This is a genomic window from Rhodococcus sp. BP-241, assembly GCF_019836145.1.
Lineage (GTDB): Bacteria > Actinomycetota > Actinomycetes > Mycobacteriales > Mycobacteriaceae > Rhodococcoides.
The window spans coordinates 40,374-57,403 of sequence record NZ_JABUEI010000006.1 but is presented as its reverse complement, the minus strand read 5'-3'; the positions used below and the strand labels follow the sequence as shown (position 1 = coordinate 57,403).

Here is a 17,030-nt window from a genome sequence, read left to right as displayed (position 1 = left end):
CCTTTTCCCTGTTCGAGCGCCTAGGCTTCGTCGCGGAACACCAGGAACGGGGCGGGTCATGCGAGCAGTGGTAGGAATTTCCCTCGGAGCGTCGGCGATACGAGCCGCGGTGATGGATCCCATGGGCCGTGCGTTGCTCGGTACCGAGTCCGTCACGGTGGCACGCGGTCGCGATCGACTGGAAGCCGCTGTCGACGTGGTGGATTCGGTCTGTGCGCGCCACGGCGCCGATCGTGAGACCGCCGTGCTGGTGGTTCCGGACGAGCCCCGGTCACGCGTGGGTACCATCTCCCTGTCCGTGCACACCGGCGGATGTGTCCGTCTCGCTTCGGAACTCGGCGCCCAGCTGATGTATCTGAGGATGCGCGGCCTGGTCGAGTCGGGATCCACGATCGCCGTCGTCGACATGGGGAAGAGCGGTACGTCGGTGTCCGTCGTCGACGTGGCCACGGGCTTCGTCAAGGACGCGACGTGGACCGACCGCTACCGGGGCAGTGCCTTCGCGGACAGTGTCCGCGAGCACCTCCTGGCTGCCTACGGCACAGCGGAACCGCTGTCGCCGAACGACTCTCAGCTACTGACCGAGGGCGTCGAGTGGGCGATGGAGATGATCGCCCTGCACCGCGTCGTGCGCGTCGGCGGACCGTTCGTCGGGGGCACCGTGAACGTCTGGCGGACCACGGTGGACCGGCTGATGCTGGACTACGTCACCGAGGCTGCCGACTGGGTGAGCGATGTGGTGCGCCGGGGTGCGCATCGTGTCGACGCCGTGGTGCTGGCCGGCGGACCGGCGAACCTCCCTCTGCTGCGCGGTGTGTTCGCGCGCGAGTGGGGTTCCGCTCTGGTGATGCCGCAGGATCCGCAGTCCATCGCCGCGACGGGGGCTGCCCTCCTCGCCGCACGGCGGTCGGAGTCTCCGTTCAGCGCGCCGCTGCCGGTGGTACCGACGCGGTCGGAACCGGTGCCCGCGGTGACGACGCAGTCGCGGCACGCACTGGTCTGACCGTCAGGCCGCGTTCCACCGCATCCGGACGGTCGTGCCGTCCTCCGACGAAGCCACCGACGCCTCGTGCGCGAGCGCATGGATGAGGGGAAGCCCTCGACCTCGGCGCGGATCGTTGCCGTTGTCGACCCAGGATCCCCGATCGGTCACGTCGATGGTCACCTCGCCGGCCCGCGGAGTACGCACCTCGAGTCCGACGGTGCGCACCACGGTGTCCGCGGAGCGCTCGTAGGCGTGCTCGACGCTGTTGGCCAGTGCCTCGTACGTGGCCAGGGTGATGTCCTGGCACAGGTCCTCGTCGAGGCCGCGGTCGCGCAGCCACGCGAGCACCGTCGTACGCACACCGGTCAGCGCCCGAGGCTCAGCGGGGATGTCCTGCAGGATCAGATCGCGGGTCGCGTCACCACGGTCGGTGACCGGCATGTCGTCGGCGACGTCGGTGATCATGGAAGCCCTGTACCCACTGCGCGCAGATTTTGCACATCCATGGTCGAGATCACTCGGTCGAATCGGACCGATCGTTCACCGGACCGAGCCGGCGGCGCAGCGAGACGGGCAGTACGAGGCAGACCGAGACGAACAGGGTGGCCGCCACTGCGCACGCGATGATGCCCGCGGTGGGACCCACCACCAGGTCGAAGATGAGCAGCGGTACGCCGGACATCGCGATGCCGAGCAGGACGAAGCCGGCGAGAGCGAACCGGTTCGCGTGGTCGACGAGCTGACGCAGTGCCCGGCGACGGAACAGGATCCTGTGCAGAGCCACCGGCGCGACCAGAAGGATGGTGGCGGTGACCGATGCTCCGAGCGTCACGAGGTACACGGCCTGCTCGTACGTCTCGAGTTCCGGAAACCGGGCCTGGAACGGGAGGGTGAGCAGGAAGCCGGTGAGCAACTGGATACCGGTCTGCACCACGCGCAGCTCCTGCAGGAGGTTCGACCAGTTGCGATCGAGGCGCTCGGTCTCGGTCTCGTGCCGCTCGCGTGCGTTCCAGTCCGACCCGGTCAGGGGCCCGTCCGCTGTCATTCGGTGATACTACGGCGGAACCTCCGATACCCGGCGTCGTGCCTGTTTGACGGCTTGTACGATGACTCGGCTGTGGAATGGACGAAACCTTTTCTCGCCCGTGACCGATACGGGGCTGGAACAGGTACGAATCACTGACGATCCGGGGGGTCACGGTGTCGGGACATGCCACGTCGGAACCATCCGACGGTGGCCTCGTAGAACGGACACGTCATGCAGAGGAGCGCACTCCGGCGCCAGAGTGAGTCGGCGCGACACTATGTCGACTTCTCGGCCACGGACTCCACGCTGCAGACCCTCACGACTCTCGCGGCGACCACGCTGGGATTCTCCGCCGCGCAGCTCAACATCCTCGACGAGGACGTGCAGTACACCCGTGCTCAGCACGGGGGACCGTTCCCGCACACACTGCCGCGCTCCGTCACCGCCTGTCAGCACGTCGTCGCGTCCGCGGGGCCCGTCGCGGTCTCGGATTCCGGCCTCGACCGGTTCTCGAACGATCCGGTCCGGGCGGCCACCGCACAGTCGCTGCACGCCCTGTCCCTCGGGTCCTACGTCGCGGTACCGCTCCGTGGACGCGAAGGGCTGATCATCGGCACCCTCTGCGTGCTGGACACCGAGCCGCACCCCGCGAACGAGTACACGGTCACCACTCTCACCGAGTTCGGTCGGGTGGTCGAGACCCATCTCGAGGCGCTGCGTGGTCACGGGCGCTCGAAGACCGCCGGGTGCGTCCGCGCTGTCGCGGCCGCGATCGAGCGGGGCGAGATCACCCCCTGGTATCAGCCGATCGTGGACGTGTCGTCCGGCGCCGTCACCGCGGTCGAGGCTCTCGCCCGCTGGACGCGTCCGGGCGACGGCACCACTGCGCCGTCGATGGTGAGTCCCGCGGACTTCCTGCCCACCATCGAGGGCAGCGACCTCGAGATCGACGTCGACCACGCGGTCCTCGTCCGCGCGCTCGTCGACTTCGAGCGGTGGATGGTCGACGCTCCCGAGATGGACCTGCACGTCAACCTGTCCGCGCGGCATCTCGCGGCCCCCGACGCGGTGCACCACCTGATCGAGATCGTCGCCGCGTCCGCGGTACCGGCGGCGCGCGTGGTCTTCGAACTGACCGAGACCGTGTCGCATGCTCGACCGGCACGGGCACACGAGTTCGTCAGCGCCCTGCAGGCCGTCGGGTTCCGGGTGCTGCTCGACGACATCGGCATTGGCTTCTCGTCGCTCGAACGCCTCGTCGACTTCCCCGTCGACGGATTCAAGATCGACGCGGGCATCGCGCGCACGCTCGGTACAGCCGCGGGCGACTCGTTGGTCCGCGCACTGGCCGGATTCGCGGTCGACACCGGCCGTGCCCTGGTCGTCGAGGGAATCGAAAGCGACCACCAGGTCGCGGCCGCCCGCCATACTGGGTGCACTCGCGTCCAAGGATTTCTCTACTCTCGTGCGGTGCCCGCGCGCGATGTTCGCTCTCTGCTCGATTAAGGGGCGCGCTCGTGGGTACCCCCCATCGTCGCGTCCTCCGGGATGCGTCGGCGGGACGGCCAGGATCGGGGACATCATGCGCAACGCGTACACAGCTCAACTCGAGGGATTGAACGACGATCTGTGCGCTCTCGCGCAGGCGGCGGAGACCGCCATGCGCGACGCCAGCATCGCTCTGCTCGACGGCGACCTGCAGGCTGCGGAGTCCGTCATCGCCCGCGGCGAGGTACTCGGAGAACTCGGTGCCCGCTGCGAGGATCAGGCTGTCACCGTACTGGCGCTGCAGGCACCCGTCGCGGCAGATCTCCGGCGAGTGTTCTCGGCCGTGCGCATCAGCAGTGACCTCTCACGGATGGTCGGCCTCGCGGTGCACATCGCCGAAGCCGCACGCCGTCGCTTTCCCGAGCCGATCGTTCCCGATCATCTGATGCCGCAGTTTCGCGAGATGAGCGAATTGTGTCTCGACATGTCCGGTCGAATAGTCGACGCACTGCGTACGAGTGATCTCGGACGTATCGATTGTCTGAGTTCACAGAACGATCGGGTCGATTCTCTCAAGACAACGGTCGTGGACACCGTGTCGGCGGACGATCACGGGCACGACGTGATGAATGCCGTGGACATCGCACTGCTGGGACGGTATTTCGAGCGCTACGCCGACCAGATCATCGATGTCGCGTCGCGGATCGTCTTCTTCGTGAGCGGCCGCAAACAAATGGCCTGAGGGTCCTCTGAAATCGTGTCGTTCGAACACGCTAAATCTGTGTGAACTCACCGTGTGATTCACCGCACTGTGGTTGTCTGAGCGAGCCTTGCGGGAAGGCAATAAGCTACCGACTGCCCTGGTACACGTATCAGCGGTCGAGTCCCAGGCGGATCCAGTCGAACGGAACGAGGTACACGTGTCTGCTCCCAGCCCGGCGGAGAGCGAGTCGGCCGAGCGCCGCGACGTCGCACTGCCGCGGGCTCGGCGATCGCGGAGGGCGACCTCGCGACGCGACTGGGAGCGCGCGTACATGGACCGGCTCCGGGTGACCGACGTGCTCGTCGTCGTCGCCGCCGTCGCCTGCGCACAGGTGGTGCGCTTCGGTCGGCCGGATCTCGAGGTACCGCGCGCGGCGTTCAACTACACGTTGGTCTCGGTCACCCTCGCGCTGACGTGGATCGCATTCCTCGCGATCTTCCGCACCCGCTCGCCGCGTGTGCTCGGCGGGGGAGCCGAGGAGTACAGGCGTCTGCTGTCCGCCACCTTCCGCCTCTTCGGGCTCGTGGCCATCATCTCGTTGCTCTTCCGCTTCGAACTGGCGCGTGGCTACCTGGCCATCGCACTGCCGGTCGGGCTGATCGGGCTCCTGGTCTCGCGGTGGCTCTTCCGCAAGCACGTGGCTCGCGGACGTCGTCGCGGCGACTATCAGACGTCGGTCGTCATCGTCGGCAGTCACAGCTCGGCCCTCTCCATGGCGCGGTCGTTCAACCGCGACGGGAGTGCCGGATACGCCGTGGTCGGGGTGTGCCTGCCGCGCACCCAGTCGGTCACCGAGGATCAGCTGTCCGTCGACGGTCTCGAGATTCCCGTCCTCGGCAACGAGAACGACGTGCTCGATGCCATCGAGGCCACGGGCGCGGACACCGTCGCCGTCACCGCGACGGACCACATCGGCCACGAGGGCATCCGCCGCATGGTCTGGGACCTCGAGAAGAAGAACGTCGATCTGGTCGTGGCTCCCGGCGTCGTCGACGTCGCCGGCCCGCGCCTGCACATGCGGCCGGTCGCCGGCCTCCCGCTCATCCACGTGGAGAAGCCGCAGTACAACGGTGCGAGCCGCTTCGGGAAGACGGCGTTCGACATGGTGTTCGCCGTGGTCGCCCTCGTCGCCGTGGCCCCGCTGTTCCTCCTCGCCGCCCTTCTCGTCAAGGCCACCAGCAAGGGTCCGGTGTTCTACCGGTCCGAGCGCATGGGCCTCGACGGCACACCGTTCCAGATGATCAAGTTCCGCTCGATGGTGCAGGACGCGGACGCTCGGGTGTCGGAGTTGTTGGCGCTCAACGACAGCGAGGGCGGCGTCCTGTTCAAGATGCGCGAGGATCCGCGTGTCACCAAGGTCGGCCGCGTGATGCGGCGGCTGAGCATCGACGAGCTGCCGCAGTTCTTCAACGTGCTGCGCCGCGAGATGTCGATCGTGGGCCCGCGGCCGCCGCTGCGCCGCGAGGTGGAGACCTACGACGGCGACGTGCGCCGCCGGCTGCTGGTCAAACCCGGTCTGACGGGCCTGTGGCAGGTGAGTGGCCGCTCCGACCTGTCCTGGGAGGAATCGGTGCGCCTCGACCTGAGCTACGTCGAGAACTGGTCCATGACAGGTGATCTGCTCATCGTGCTGAAGACCCTCAAGGCCGTCGTCGGCAGCGACGGCGCGTACTGAGTCGACCGCTCATCGGATGGTCGCGAGCACCTCGGCGGCGATCTCGGGCATCGTGGCGGACCGCGACGACGCCGTCGACGCCAGTCGCGCGACCGCGGCAGGTGCCTCGCATCCGTGCCGCACCATCAGTGCACCCACGGCGAGATCGATCGCGGCGCGCGCATCGAGCGACAGCCGGATGCGCGCGGTGACCACGGCCCCGAGTCGCTCGAGCAATACGAGCTCGTCTGCGGCCGCACGGATGCGTTCATGCAACGACTGCTCCGGGTCGCTCGTCATGGGGCTCCGTGTTCTCGGTCGTTCGCCTGTTCGCCCGTTCACGAGTGCAACGGTGCGGGAAAACTCTACGCCGGTCGCCCGCGCGGTCCAGACTTGTCGCTACGGTTGACTCGCGGCACACGGGGCATTCCTCGGGTCGCGGACAACGGTGTGGACGTCGATCGACGAGGAGTGAGTGCAGGTCATGACGACGCGATCGGGTGGTGACGACGACGCGCACGCACCGTTGTCCATCACCGACATCGCCGATCTGTGCCGCAGTGTCGTGCAGTTGGTCGAGGTGGACGGCGCCGCCATCACCGTCATGAGCGGCACCACGCGCGAGTTGGTCTACGCCACCGACGCCGTGTCGCAGTACCTCGACGAACTGCAGTTCACCACCGGTCAGGGTCCCTGCGTCGACGCCTTCCACCGTGGCCGGACCGTGTTCGTCGCCGATCTCGACAGCGAGGCGGAGGAGCACTGGCCCGGATTCGCCGCCGACGCGTCGGACGGGGGCGCGGCCGCTCTGTTCGCCTTCCCGCTGCGCGGCGGCAACACCGTGTTCGGCGTGCTCGAGCTGTATCGCGCATCCGTCGGTGAACTCAGCGACGAGTTCGCCGCTGTCGCCCAGCTGACCGCGGACGCGGCAGCCATCAGCCTGCTGGAAGCCTTCGCGCCCGGCCTCGGCGCGGGACAGTCGCTCGGCGACGCCTCGGACGACTCGCCGCTGGGCGACCATCGCACCCGGCCCTACGTCAATCTGGCCGTCGGCATGATCACGGTGCAGATGCGGGTGTCGCCGACCGAGGCGCTCGCCCGGCTGCGCGCCGCGGCGTACTCGGCCCGACGCCCCGTCGACGACATCGCCCGCGAGGTGGTCGAGCGCAAGGTGCGCTTCTCCACCGACGACACCGCGTCGGACTCGACGACGAAAGGACAGCCGTCGTGACTTTCCCGCCCACTTTCGATCCGCCCGGTACCGGCCCCGTCGGTGACACCGACGTGCCGTCGCCCGTCGTCGTCCTCGCCGAGCTGACGGGCCATCTGGCCGCCGGGGTCGACGCCCCCTATCTGCTCCACCTCCTCGCCACCCGCACCCGCGAGGCCCTGCGGGCCGCCGCGGTGTCGGTGGTGTTCGACGGGTCCGGGTCGGTCGACCTCGACCTGGTCGCTGCGGCCTCGACCGGGTTGCTCGACCGATCGCTGTCCGTGGGCGGACCGGTGGCGATGTGCGTGCGCACCGGCGCGGCCGTGCTGCTCGACGATCTGGAGAACGCTCCGGGGCGCTGGCAGGACCACGCCCGCGAGGCGCGTGCGGCCGGCATCGGCGGTATGCGTGCCTACCCGGCTCGGATCGCGAACCGGGTCATCGGCGCCGTCGTGGTCCACACGTCGGGTCCGTGGCGGGCACCGGGTCACGCGGCGGCGTTCGTCCAGGCCGTCGCGGATCTGGCGGCGTTGGCCGTCAGCGTCGACACCGAGGGCGACGTGCGCCTGTCGGTCGAGGCGACGCGTCGACAGCAGGTCCTCGAGGACGCCGCCGTGATCGATCAGGCCATCGGTGTGCTCGCCGAGACCCATGGTCTCGCCATCGGCCCCGCGACCGACCTGCTCGTCACCGACGCCCGCCGCTCACGGACCTCGCTCGCAGATCGGGCGCGTGCGGTGATCGATGCCCTGAGCTGAGTCAGGTCGCCACGACGCGCAGGTGGTCGAGCGAGCCGTCCGCCGCGTCGGGGACCGCCATCCCCGCGGTCAGACCGGTGCGGAGGTACTCGATCACTGGGTCGTTCAGCCGTTCTCCCGGAACGACGGCCGGGATGCCGGGAGGGTATGGAGTGAGCTGCTCCGCGGCGATCCGCCCCGCGGCCTGCTCGGCGGGCACCATCTCCGTCGCCCCGAAGAACGCCTCTCGCGGCGAGGTGACGGTCTCGAGTTGCACCTCACCGGGCGAGGGGAGATGCACCGATCCCTGACCCCCGAACGTGTGCGCGACGCCCGCGAGTTCGGTGAGGCCGTCCAGGAGTCGCGTCGCCGTCGTCTCGTCGTCCGCCATGGACATCGTCGCCAGGATGCGGCGGTGGTCCGACATGCCCACGTCGATGCGGTGATGCTCGCGCAGCCAGTCGGCGCACCGGTAGCCGGTGGTCCCGGTGTCGCTGACGTCCACGAGTATCTGGAGCCGATCGAGGTCGTGCGACGCCTGGTGGCCGAGTAGTTCGTTCTCCATGACCGTGAATCCGGACAGGTCCGCGATGGCGGACCGCGTGTCCTTCGCGAGGTGCAGCGTGCGGCCGAGGATGTCGGCGCCGCGCTCCACCATCTGCCGTCGCCAGCCGTCGAGCGCGGCGTAGACCAGGACGTTGGGGCTGGTGGTCATCAGCAGGTCGGCGCACTGGGAGAGGTGATCGGCGTCGACGCGGTCGCCGCGGGTCTGGAGGATGGACCCCTGCTCGAAGCCGGCGCCCATCTTGTGGACGCTGGTGACGCAGACGTCCGCGTCGACGTTCATGGCCCACGTCGGCAAGTCGTCGTGGAACGGGAGGTGGGCGCCCCACGCCTCGTCGACGATCAGCGGCCTGCCCCGGCGGTGGCACACCTCGGCGATGCCGCGGATGTCCGCGCAGGTGCCGTACGGGCTGGGGGAGACGACGAGGGCGCCGGCGGCATCGGGGTGGCGTTGCCAGGCCTGCTCCACCTGCTCGGGTGACGGCGGGTGCGAGAGGTGTCGCTCGGCGTCCCACTGGGGGGTGATCCAGCGCGGTTCGATCCCGCCGAAGATCAGCCCGGCCACCACCGACTTGTGGGCGTCGCGGCTCAGCAGCAGACCGCCGTCGGTGCCACCGGATCCGGCGACGGCCATCATCGCGGCCTTCACGGACAACGAGCTGCCGCACGTGGAGAAGAAGACCGAGTCCGCACCGACCGCGTCGGCCATCAGGTCCTCGGCGGCGCTGAGGAAGCCTGCGGACGACTGGCGATCGTCCACTCCTGAACTCGCGAGGACGTCGGCCCGGAACGGTTGCTCACCGAGCACGCGCACGACTCGGTCGTCGGCGCCGCGTCCCTGTCGGTGGCCGGGTGGCGTGAACCCGTAGCGGTCGAGTCGGTGATAGTCGTCGAGGACCTCGAGGAACGGGGCCCGAGAGTGATCGGGAGCCATGCCTTCGCTGTACCCGCAACGCCGCGAGGCATGCGACCGGCTCGTTTCACGGCCCCCTGCCGGGGTACCGCAGGTCCATGACCGACACCTCGACCGACGACCGCCCCGCCGTCGCGCCGGCCGTCACCGGCCCACGGGCCCTCGCCTACGCGGCGCGGCTGATGGGACCCTCGATCACCTCGGGGGTGATCCTTCGTCGTCCGGCGGCCATGGCGCTGGCCGAGAAGGTCGACGCCGATGCGGCCACGCTGGCCGCGATGCGGGAGCTGCGACTCCGGTACGGCTCCGCGCCCGTGCAGTTGGCTCTGCCCGGTCGCACCATCGCCGTCGTGCTCGACCCTGCCGATGTCCGGCGCATCCTCGTCGACTCCCCGGAGGACTTCACGGCGGCGAACCGGGAGAAGATCGGCGCGCTGGGACCGTTCCAGCCGCACGGGGTGCTCATCTCCCGTGGCCGGCTGCGCGACGAGCGACGTGCGTTCAACGAGCAGGTCCTGGACACCCCTCAGCCGCTGCACCATCTCGCGTCGGCGTTCGTGGCCGTGGTGGACGAGGAGGTCGACACTCTGCTGTCCGGTCCCGGTGCGGGAGCGCCGCGCCCGGTGTCGGCGGACGAGTTCCTGCAGCTGTGGTGGCGGGTGGTGCGCCGGGTCGTGCTGGGTGCGTCCGCGCGCGACGACGAGACGGTGACCGACCGTCTGCGTTCCCTGCGCGGGAACGGTAACTGGTCGTACTTCGTACCGCAGCGACGCCGTGCGCGGGATCGCTTCATCGACGACCTGTACTCGTATGTCGATGCGGCGGAGCCGAACTCGCTCGCCGCCGTCGTCGCGCACAGTCGGGTGGGCGGTGCGGTGGACCCGGTGGGTCAGATGCCGCAGTGGCTCTTCGCGTTCGACGCGGCCGGCATGGCGACGCTGCGGGCGCTCGCGCTGCTGGCCTCGCACCCCGACCTCGAGCGGCGGGCCGTCGAGGAGGCGAGCGCGGGTGACGTCGGCCGTCCGCAGGCGCTGCCGTTCCTGCGGGCGTGCATCCTCGAGTCGATTCGTCTGTGGCCGACGACGCCGGCGATCCTGCGGGACTCGACCGTCGACACGGAGTGGACCGGTGATTCGAGCACTCGAATCGTGCGAGCCGGCACGGCGTTCGCCATTCTGGCGTCCGGGTTCCACCGGGACGCGGACGCGCTGCCCTTCGCCGATCGGTTCGCGCCCGACATCTGGCTCGACGGCACCGCAGAGCAGTACCCGCAGCTGGTGCCGTTCAGTGCCGGGCCGGTGGTGTGCCCCGGTCAGAATCTCGTGTCGTTCACCGCGTCGTCGATGCTGGCGTCGATTCTCGCTCGGTCCGGGGTGGCTCTCACGAACCCTGCGCTCGCACCGTCGCGACCACTTCCCCCGACTCTGAACACCTACGGAGTCGAGCTGTCTCTCGAGCCCCGAACCTGAGCCGACCGACCTGAAGGATCAGCTGTGACAGATCAACTGCCGTCCATCGCCACGGCCTCCGTCGCCGAGCTCGGCGGCCGCACCAGCGTGTTGACCCGGCAACGCGACGACCACATCGAGCTCGACCAGTTGCTCCACGAGCTCGGCGAGACGCCGACCGCAGATCGTGCCGACCTGCTGAACCGCATCTGTCGGCTCGTCTTCCCGCACGCGTTCGCCGAGGAGTCGGTGCTGTGGCCCGCCATCCGGAAGTGGGTGCCGGACGGCGAGTCGCTGACCCTCGAGATCGAGCGCGAGCATCAGGAGATCAACGAGCTGTTCTCCGCGCTCGAGGAGAAGGGCCACGGCACCGACGAGGGCAGCGCGCTGCTCGATCGCATCGTCGTCCTGCTGCGTGAGGACGTGCGCGACGAGGAGGACCGGCTGTTCCCGATGCTGCGCCGCGCGATGAACGACGCGCAGCTCCGTCGGCTCGGCCTGGCGTGGACCGCGGTGCGGCGCACGGCCCCGACGAGGCCGCATCCGGTGGTGGCCCGCCGCCCACCGGGCAACGTCGTCGCCGCGCTGCCGCTCACGGTGCTCGACCGGTCGCGGGACGCACTGGACGTGGTGTCGAGGCGGGTGACCACGCCGTCGGCGGTGCAGTTGCTGCAGCGCACCAGCGGACTGCTCGCGACGGTGGCGGGTGCGGTGGAACACGTGCCGCCGCTGACCCGAGGCGAAGACCCGTCGACGCGGTCGGGGCGCACTACTCGGCCGGAGTGACCTGACCCGACGGCACGCGCGTGTGCGCTGTCATCAGCAGCTTGCCGAGTTCGGTGGACAGAGCGTCCGGTGCATCGCCGAGCGAGCCGATGTCGCGGACCAGTTGCTCGGCGAGAGTCCGTACCTTGATGTTCGTGGTCTGCGAGCGCCAGAGCAGCAGGTCGAAGGCTTTGTCGGCCGACACGTTGAGTCCCAGCATCAGGGCGCCCTTGGCCTGTTCGATCGCGGCCCGGGACTCCATCGCGGCGGCATAGGTCTCGACCTGTCTCGCGGCGTGCTCGGAGTTCTCCGCTCCGGTCAGGGCCGACTGGGCGGCCTGCACGAACACCCGCATCGCCGACTCGTCGACGGAATCGAACCGGTGGCCGGTGTGGCTGTAGAGATTGAGGGCGCCGATGTGGGCACCACCCGCGGTGACGGGCGCGGACAGGAAACTCGCGACGTCGAGGTGATCGATCGCCTCCGCGAACACGGGCCAGCGCTGGGACACGTCGTCGAGATCGGCACGCACCACCTCGTGGGTCAACGCCGACTCGATGCACGGTCCCTGCTCGCTGCGGTACTGGGCCTGGTCCACCTCGAGGACGAACGTCTCTGTGCTCGCGGCGGTCTGCGGCCTGCCGCGGCGGAACACCGTGACGCCCGCTGCGTCGGCGTCGGGAATCGCCGTCACGACGCGCGCGCAGATCGTGTCGAGCGCGCCGTCGGCCGTGTGGGAAACGGCGAGCGCACTGTCCAGGTCTGTCAGGGCCTCCGCCAACAGGGCCAACGCCCGTCGTTCGTCCCTGGTGTCCGCGCTGTCGGTCATTACCGCATCTCCCACCTTCGCCGACTCATCACTCGACGACCCGTACGCGGAGTGCGAGACCACCGTACCGCTGTCGGGCTGTCCGGTTATAGTTGCGCGGAAGGCGATACCCCGCCCGGCGTCCAGCAGTAGGCGTCGGCACTGGTGGGTGTCGCCTTTTGTCGTCCGGTCTGCGACGACCGAGTGACGACGGATGATGAGAGAACCGAAGGGATCAGCACCACACATGAGCAACGACGGTCGGCCGCCGAGCTCCGAGCACCTCGATCTGGTGCGCACTCTGGCCGAGCTGGCGCGCGAGTTCGCCGGGTCGCGCCAGGTCCGGACGATCGACGAGGTTCTCGATCACGTCCTCGCGGTGTCGGTCGATCTGATCGACGCCGCGGATCACGCGTCGGTGCGGCTGGCGGCCGAGGTATCGGGGCCTGCGGAGCCCAGCCGCACGAGCAGCGACATCGCGGCCGCACTCGACCGGGTGCAGAGGCGACCGGGGGACGGACCGACCGTCGATCTCCTGCATCGGTCCTCCGAGGCGGACGTGGACCTCGCTGACGTCGTCGCCGGTCCGGTGCATCGTTGGCCCGGTCTGGCGGAGGTGGCCGACGCCGTCGGTGTCCGCGCGCTGGCCGCCGTACCGCTCGCGATGCACGAGCGCACGCTGGGAGTGCTCACGCTCTACTCGTCGTCGACCGCGGCGTTCGACGAGGACAGCCTGACCGTGGCGACGGCGATCGCGGCGCACGCCGCCATCGCGGTGCAGAGTCTGCAGAAGGAAGCGCAGTTCCGGTCCGGTCTCGCGTCCCGCGACATCATCGGTCAGGCCAAGGGCATGCTGATGGAGCGGTTCGAGGTGGATTCGGTCCAGGCGTTCGAGATGCTCTCGAAGTTGTCGCAGAACAACAACCGACCGCTGCACAAGCTTGCCGCGGACATCGTCGAGGCCGGAGCCAAGCTGCGCTACCCGTCCACCTGAGGCAGGGTCGCGGCGAGTCGGTCGAGCAGCGCCTCGAGCGCTTTCTCGAACTCGGGCAGGCCGAGATCGCGCGCCAGCTCCGCCTTCATCCGCACCACGGTGGGGAACTCCGTCGGGTCGATGTCGTCTCCGGGCTGAGCGGTGGCGCGGGGATCGTCGGGATCGTTGGGGTCCGTCGGACCGATCGAGACTCCCTGCGCCGAGACCTCGAGCAACAGCTGTCCGAGCAGGAAACTCGTGTACGAGCGGTAGGCGGCAGCCGCGGCCGCGTCGTCGAATCCCCATTCCTTCAGGCTGGAGAGGAAGTTCTCGAGCCACCGCACGCTGCGGAGTGGGGGCCGCACCCACGGCGCGCTGTTCGGCCGGGTCGCGATGAGCGGGAACACCTCGGGATGTTCGAGCGCCATTCGGCGCACGCCGTGCGCCAGCCGCTGCAGGTAGTCCTGCCAGCTCGAGGCGCCCTTCATCAGCACCTGCGGGTCGCTGCCCAGATCGTCGATGACCTGGTCGACGATGCCGTCGAGCAGTTCTTCCTTGCCACCGAAGTAGTGGTAGAGCGCCATTGCCTCGACGCCGAGACGCCCGCCGAGTCGGCGCATCGTCAGATCACGAGCGCCGTTGTCGTCGATGAAGGCGATGCCCGCGCGCAGGATGACGGTGCGGGTGAGCTGACCCCTACCGGGCGGTGGCGTGGTGCCGGGTGTCGAACCCACGATGAATCGACCCCCCGTTGTCTCGAGACTCGGACGCACCGAGTGGTGTCGACACTAGGCGTGTTCTGGCACGGTCACCACATGAGCACCGAGCACCTGTCCGTCCACGACGCCATCGCCGCACGTCGGGACGTCCGTAGCGAATTCAGCGGTGAGGTGGTCGACGACGCCGTCCTCACCCGTCTTCTCGCCGCCGCCCACCGCGCACCCAGTGTCGGGAACACCCAGCCGTGGGACTTCGTGGTCGTCCGACACCCCGAGACGCTGGGGCGATTCGCCGCGCACGTGGCGCAGTGCCGCGCCGACTTCGCGGCATCACTGCCCGCCGACCGCGCCGAGACCTTCGAGCCGATCCGCGTCGAGGGGATCGAGACCAGTGGCACCGGCGTCGTCGTGACGTACGACGACTCCCGCGGTGGTGAGCACGTTCTGGGCCGGGCCACGGTGCGGGACACGGGCCTGCTCTCCGTGGCCCTGGCCATCGAGAACCTGTGGCTCGCAGCGGTGTCCGAGGGTGTCGGCGTCGGGTGGGTGTCGTTCTACGACGAGGCGGTGTTGCGGGACATCGTCGGCCTGACCGGCGACGACGCCGTGCGGCCCGTCGCGTGGCTGTGCGTCGGTCCGGTGACGGAGTTCCAGGAGGTTCCGGACCTCGAGCGGTTCGGGTGGCGCCCGCGTCGGCCCCTGTCCGACGCCGTGCACCGGGAACAGTGGGGCCGTCGGGGTTAACGTGGCCGGGTGACCTCCTCGCGTCGGCGTTCCCCGGTGAGCGCGCTGACGCGTCGCGGTGTCCCGATCGGTCGAGCCGACATCACCGTCGCGGAGGCAGCCGACGCGATGACCCGGGCGAGGTCGAGCACCCTCGTCGTGCAGTGCCCGGGCTCGGTGTGGGGAGTGGTGACCGACGGCGACCTGCGCCGACGCGTGATCGCCGCGGGCCTGAGCACCGCGGCACCGGTGTCGGCCGTCGCGTCCGTTCCTGCCGTCACTGTCGACGCCGAGGTGCCCGTCGCGGAGGCGGCCGCCCTCGCGCTCACTGCGGGTGTCCGCCGACTGGTGGTGCTGGATGCGAGTGGGGGCGTGCTCGGCATCGCCCTCGAACAGGATCTGCTCTCGCCGGCGCTGCGTGCGGGCACAGCGCTGCGCACCGCGGTGGAGCGCTCGGCGAGTGTCGACGATCTGGTCGAGGCATGCGGGCGGCTTGCCTCGGTGACGTTGTCGCTGAACGATTCCCGCGTCCCGTCGGCCGACGTGACGGCAGTGCGATCGTCCGTGGTGACGGCCACCGTGCGCCGGGCCGCCGAACTGCTGGGCGACGACGCGTCCACCTGGCTCGTCTCCGGAAGCGTCGCTCGGCGCGAATCGGTCCCGTCGTCCGATGTCGAGACGGCGCGGGTGGGCGGCCCGTCCCCGATGGGGTCGGACGTGCACGCCGTACTCGAACGCTGCGGTCTCGCAGCCGATCCCCATCACGCGAGTGCCGCGTCGCCGCGCTTCGTGCGGACGGTCGACGAGTGGTCCGACGCGGTGGCGGGCTGGGTGGCCGATCCGTACGAGGACACCGGTGTGGTGATGCTCTCGCTCGCGCTCGATGCGCGTCCGGTGATGCCGGGCGGATGGACACCGGCGGAGCCCGCGCGCGCCGCGCTGGCCGACGCCGCTCACTCGCGACTGCTGATGTTGCGTGAGGCGACGACGATCAAGGCGCGGGTGACACTGCGGGACAAGCTCTTCCGTCGTGCGGACACGATGGACGTGAAGGCGGGGATCCTGACTCCCATCGTGGACATCGCGCGCTGGGCCGGTGTCTCCGCCGGGCACGACGCCGTGGGCACGCCGGCTCGGCTCGAGCACGGTGCTCGCGCGCAGGTGCTGTCCGAGGACGACGCCGCGGTGCTCGCGGAATCGTTCGACGTCGTCCAGCGCATCCGGCTGCGGCACCAGTGCGAGGCACTGCGCGACGGCCGCCCCGTCGACGACCTGGTGCGCCCGTCGGACCTCACGCCCCTCGACCGGAGCCTGCTCGACGCGGCTGCGCGGGAAGTGGCGGGCGTGCAACGGGCCTCGGCGTACCTGGCTCGATGAGGCCGTCCGAGGAACATCCCGACACCTTCGCCGGGCTCACCCCGGAGCAGTGCCACGCCGTCGATCAGGCCGTCGCCGCCGAACGGCTCGAGGGATGGCGTCCCACGCCGGCGGACCTCGCACTCCTCGTCGCCGAGTGTCGCGGCGAGACGGTGCTGCCGTCGGTGCGCGAGGGGCTCGTCGGCGACGGACCGAAGCGTGAATCACGCTGGGCGGCACTGCGTCCGCGGCACACCCCGTACCTGCTGCCCGGGTCGACGACGCTGCGCAACGTGCTGGGCATCGTCGACGCGGCCGCGTTGCACCGCGCGGAGAGCATCCTCACCGCACTCCGTCTGGTCCGCTGTCACACCGGGCGGGCCGACCTCGGGGGCGCCGTCGGTGTGCACCGCCTGCTGAGCGTGCACCGCTACGTCTTCCAGGACGTCTACGTGTGGGCAGGCGACGTGCGCACCGTGGAACTGTCGAAGAACGGCACCGCGTTCGCGAGGTGCTCCGTCGTGTGGGACGGCCTCATGGGCGTGCACGAGACCATCCTGAGTGCCGACTGGGCGGCCCCCGACCGGGGCGAGCTCGCGTACCTCCTGAGCCGCACCTACGCCGACCTCAATCAGGTGCATCCCTTCCGTGAAGGCAACGGACGGGCCGCGACCATGCTGCTGCATCTGCTCGTCGCGCCGACCGGGTTCCGGCTGGATCTGACCGACGTCGAGCGGCGGGACTGGATCGCCGCATCGCAGGACTCGGCACCGTTCCGCCAGGCCGGCGCACCGTCCGCACGCCCCTTCCTCCCCCTCTTCCTGCGCGCCCTGAGCTCGTAACGCACTCGCAACATCTCGATACATCACGGACACCACCGCGGCCGCTGCGTCCGAT

Annotated in this window: 18 protein-coding genes; 12 read left to right on the top strand and 6 right to left on the bottom strand. The window is 69.6% G+C overall.

Translation table 11 applies throughout. From position 1 onward, the window contains the following. Positions 1–58: 58 nt before the first annotated feature. Positions 59–1,003, top strand: coding sequence for an Hsp70 family protein (locus tag HQ308_RS13775; protein ID WP_156380600.1), 945 nt, complete (start codon positions 59–61; stop codon positions 1,001–1,003). 3 nt (positions 1,004–1,006) lie between these two features. Here HQ308_RS13775 and HQ308_RS13770 read toward each other — a convergent pair whose 3' ends face one another. Beyond that, on the bottom strand, positions 1,007–1,450 hold the full coding sequence (locus HQ308_RS13770; RefSeq protein ID WP_222646735.1) for an ATP-binding protein: 444 nt from the start codon (positions 1,448–1,450) through the stop codon (positions 1,007–1,009). A gap of 49 nt (positions 1,451–1,499) precedes the next feature. Continuing rightward, positions 1,500–2,030, bottom strand: coding sequence for a DUF6328 family protein (locus HQ308_RS13765; RefSeq protein ID WP_222633128.1), 531 nt, complete (start codon positions 2,028–2,030; stop codon positions 1,500–1,502). A 213-nt stretch (positions 2,031–2,243) separates the two neighbouring features. Between HQ308_RS13765 and HQ308_RS13760 the strand changes: the two genes are divergently transcribed. The 3 genes from HQ308_RS13760 to HQ308_RS13750 all read left to right on the top strand — a co-directional run bounded on the left by HQ308_RS13760 (position 2,244) and on the right by HQ308_RS13750 (position 5,938). Next, the gene (locus HQ308_RS13760) at positions 2,244–3,518 is read left to right on the top strand and encodes an EAL domain-containing protein (protein WP_222646733.1); all 1,275 of its coding nucleotides are present in this window, start codon (positions 2,244–2,246) and stop codon (positions 3,516–3,518) included. A gap of 76 nt (positions 3,519–3,594) precedes the next feature. Further along, positions 3,595–4,242, top strand: coding sequence for a PhoU domain-containing protein (locus HQ308_RS13755; RefSeq protein ID WP_222646732.1), 648 nt, complete (start codon positions 3,595–3,597; stop codon positions 4,240–4,242). Positions 4,243–4,534: 292 nt separating this feature from the next. Beyond that, positions 4,535–5,938: a sugar transferase gene (locus HQ308_RS13750; protein ID WP_037186361.1), complete on the top strand. Its 1,404-nt coding sequence runs from the start codon at positions 4,535–4,537 to the stop codon at positions 5,936–5,938. 9 nt (positions 5,939–5,947) lie between these two features. Here HQ308_RS13750 and HQ308_RS13745 read toward each other — a convergent pair whose 3' ends face one another. Continuing rightward, on the bottom strand, positions 5,948–6,217 hold the full coding sequence (locus tag HQ308_RS13745; RefSeq protein WP_222646730.1) for an ANTAR domain-containing protein: 270 nt from the start codon (positions 6,215–6,217) through the stop codon (positions 5,948–5,950). A 184-nt stretch (positions 6,218–6,401) separates the two neighbouring features. On the opposite strand from HQ308_RS13745, the gene HQ308_RS13740 reads away from it, so the two are divergent. Both HQ308_RS13740 and HQ308_RS13735 read left to right on the top strand, forming a co-directional pair. Then, on the top strand, positions 6,402–7,148 hold the full coding sequence (locus HQ308_RS13740) for a GAF domain-containing protein (protein ID WP_056443790.1): 747 nt from the start codon (positions 6,402–6,404) through the stop codon (positions 7,146–7,148). Beyond that, positions 7,145–7,885 (top strand): GAF and ANTAR domain-containing protein, encoded by a 741-nt coding sequence (locus HQ308_RS13735; RefSeq protein ID WP_222638832.1) that lies wholly within the window; start codon positions 7,145–7,147, stop codon positions 7,883–7,885. Before HQ308_RS13740 ends, HQ308_RS13735 begins: the two co-directional genes overlap by 4 nt. Before the next feature lies 1 nt (position 7,886). On the opposite strand, the gene HQ308_RS13730 is transcribed toward HQ308_RS13735, so the two are convergent. Then, on the bottom strand, positions 7,887–9,362 hold the full coding sequence (locus HQ308_RS13730; protein WP_222646729.1) for an aminotransferase class I/II-fold pyridoxal phosphate-dependent enzyme: 1,476 nt from the start codon (positions 9,360–9,362) through the stop codon (positions 7,887–7,889). A gap of 77 nt (positions 9,363–9,439) precedes the next feature. Between HQ308_RS13730 and HQ308_RS13725 the strand changes: the two genes are divergently transcribed. Further along, positions 9,440–10,810 carry a cytochrome P450 gene (locus tag HQ308_RS13725; RefSeq protein WP_222646728.1) on the top strand — a complete coding sequence of 457 codons (1,371 nt, stop codon included), beginning with the start codon at positions 9,440–9,442 and terminating at the stop codon, positions 10,808–10,810. Positions 10,811–10,834: 24 nt separating this feature from the next. Next, on the top strand, positions 10,835–11,575 hold the full coding sequence (locus HQ308_RS13720) for a hemerythrin domain-containing protein (RefSeq protein WP_308115781.1): 741 nt from the start codon (positions 10,835–10,837) through the stop codon (positions 11,573–11,575). Here the strand turns inward: HQ308_RS13720 and HQ308_RS13715 are convergent. Further along, positions 11,559–12,383 (bottom strand): GAF and ANTAR domain-containing protein, encoded by an 825-nt coding sequence (locus HQ308_RS13715; RefSeq protein ID WP_222646726.1) that lies wholly within the window; start codon positions 12,381–12,383, stop codon positions 11,559–11,561. The genes HQ308_RS13720 and HQ308_RS13715 overlap by 17 nt on opposite strands. 226 nt (positions 12,384–12,609) lie before the next feature. Here HQ308_RS13715 and HQ308_RS13710 point away from each other — a divergent pair, with 226 nt between their 5' ends. Then, positions 12,610–13,356: a GAF and ANTAR domain-containing protein gene (locus HQ308_RS13710; RefSeq protein ID WP_222646725.1), complete on the top strand. Its 747-nt coding sequence runs from the start codon at positions 12,610–12,612 to the stop codon at positions 13,354–13,356. On the opposite strand, the gene HQ308_RS13705 is transcribed toward HQ308_RS13710, so the two are convergent. Further along, a complete protein-coding gene (locus HQ308_RS13705) occupies positions 13,341–14,069 on the bottom strand; it encodes a TetR/AcrR family transcriptional regulator (RefSeq protein WP_231476411.1) in 729 nt (242 codons plus the stop codon). The genes HQ308_RS13710 and HQ308_RS13705 overlap by 16 nt on opposite strands. Before the next feature lie 81 nt (positions 14,070–14,150). Between HQ308_RS13705 and bluB the strand changes: the two genes are divergently transcribed. The 3 genes from bluB to HQ308_RS13690 are packed head-to-tail and all read left to right on the top strand — an operon-like array spanning position 14,151 to position 16,975. Beyond that, positions 14,151–14,798, top strand: coding sequence for a 5,6-dimethylbenzimidazole synthase (bluB, locus tag HQ308_RS13700; RefSeq protein ID WP_222646724.1), 648 nt, complete (start codon positions 14,151–14,153; stop codon positions 14,796–14,798). A gap of 9 nt (positions 14,799–14,807) precedes the next feature. After that, positions 14,808–16,154 carry a putative nucleotidyltransferase substrate binding domain-containing protein gene (locus tag HQ308_RS13695; protein WP_222646720.1) on the top strand — a complete coding sequence of 449 codons (1,347 nt, stop codon included), beginning with the start codon at positions 14,808–14,810 and terminating at the stop codon, positions 16,152–16,154. Then, a complete protein-coding gene (locus HQ308_RS13690; RefSeq protein WP_222646719.1) occupies positions 16,151–16,975 on the top strand; it encodes a Fic family protein in 825 nt (274 codons plus the stop codon). Before HQ308_RS13695 ends, HQ308_RS13690 begins: the two co-directional genes overlap by 4 nt. Positions 16,976–17,030: the final 55 nt, after the last annotated feature.

Coding starts and splice junctions, on each gene's coding strand:
- HQ308_RS13740 (WP_056443790.1), top strand. CDS start 6,402: ATGACGACGCGATCGGGTGGTGACGACGACGCGCACGCACCGTTGTCC.
- HQ308_RS13770 (WP_222646735.1), bottom strand. CDS start 1,450: ATGATCACCGACGTCGCCGACGACATGCCGGTCACCGACCGTGGTGAC.
- HQ308_RS13745 (WP_222646730.1), bottom strand. CDS start 6,217: ATGACGAGCGACCCGGAGCAGTCGTTGCATGAACGCATCCGTGCGGCC.
- HQ308_RS13725 (WP_222646728.1), top strand. CDS start 9,440: ATGACCGACACCTCGACCGACGACCGCCCCGCCGTCGCGCCGGCCGTC.
- HQ308_RS13715 (WP_222646726.1), bottom strand. CDS start 12,383: ATGACCGACAGCGCGGACACCAGGGACGAACGACGGGCGTTGGCCCTG.
- HQ308_RS13690 (WP_222646719.1), top strand. CDS start 16,151: ATGAGGCCGTCCGAGGAACATCCCGACACCTTCGCCGGGCTCACCCCG.
- HQ308_RS13765 (WP_222633128.1), bottom strand. CDS start 2,030: ATGACAGCGGACGGGCCCCTGACCGGGTCGGACTGGAACGCACGCGAG.
- HQ308_RS13755 (WP_222646732.1), top strand. CDS start 3,595: ATGCGCAACGCGTACACAGCTCAACTCGAGGGATTGAACGACGATCTG.
- HQ308_RS13775 (WP_156380600.1), top strand. CDS start 59: ATGCGAGCAGTGGTAGGAATTTCCCTCGGAGCGTCGGCGATACGAGCC.
- HQ308_RS13760 (WP_222646733.1), top strand. CDS start 2,244: ATGCAGAGGAGCGCACTCCGGCGCCAGAGTGAGTCGGCGCGACACTAT.
- HQ308_RS13730 (WP_222646729.1), bottom strand. CDS start 9,362: ATGGCTCCCGATCACTCTCGGGCCCCGTTCCTCGAGGTCCTCGACGAC.
- HQ308_RS13750 (WP_037186361.1), top strand. CDS start 4,535: ATGGACCGGCTCCGGGTGACCGACGTGCTCGTCGTCGTCGCCGCCGTC.
- HQ308_RS13710 (WP_222646725.1), top strand. CDS start 12,610: ATGAGCAACGACGGTCGGCCGCCGAGCTCCGAGCACCTCGATCTGGTG.
- bluB (WP_222646724.1), top strand. CDS start 14,151: ATGAGCACCGAGCACCTGTCCGTCCACGACGCCATCGCCGCACGTCGG.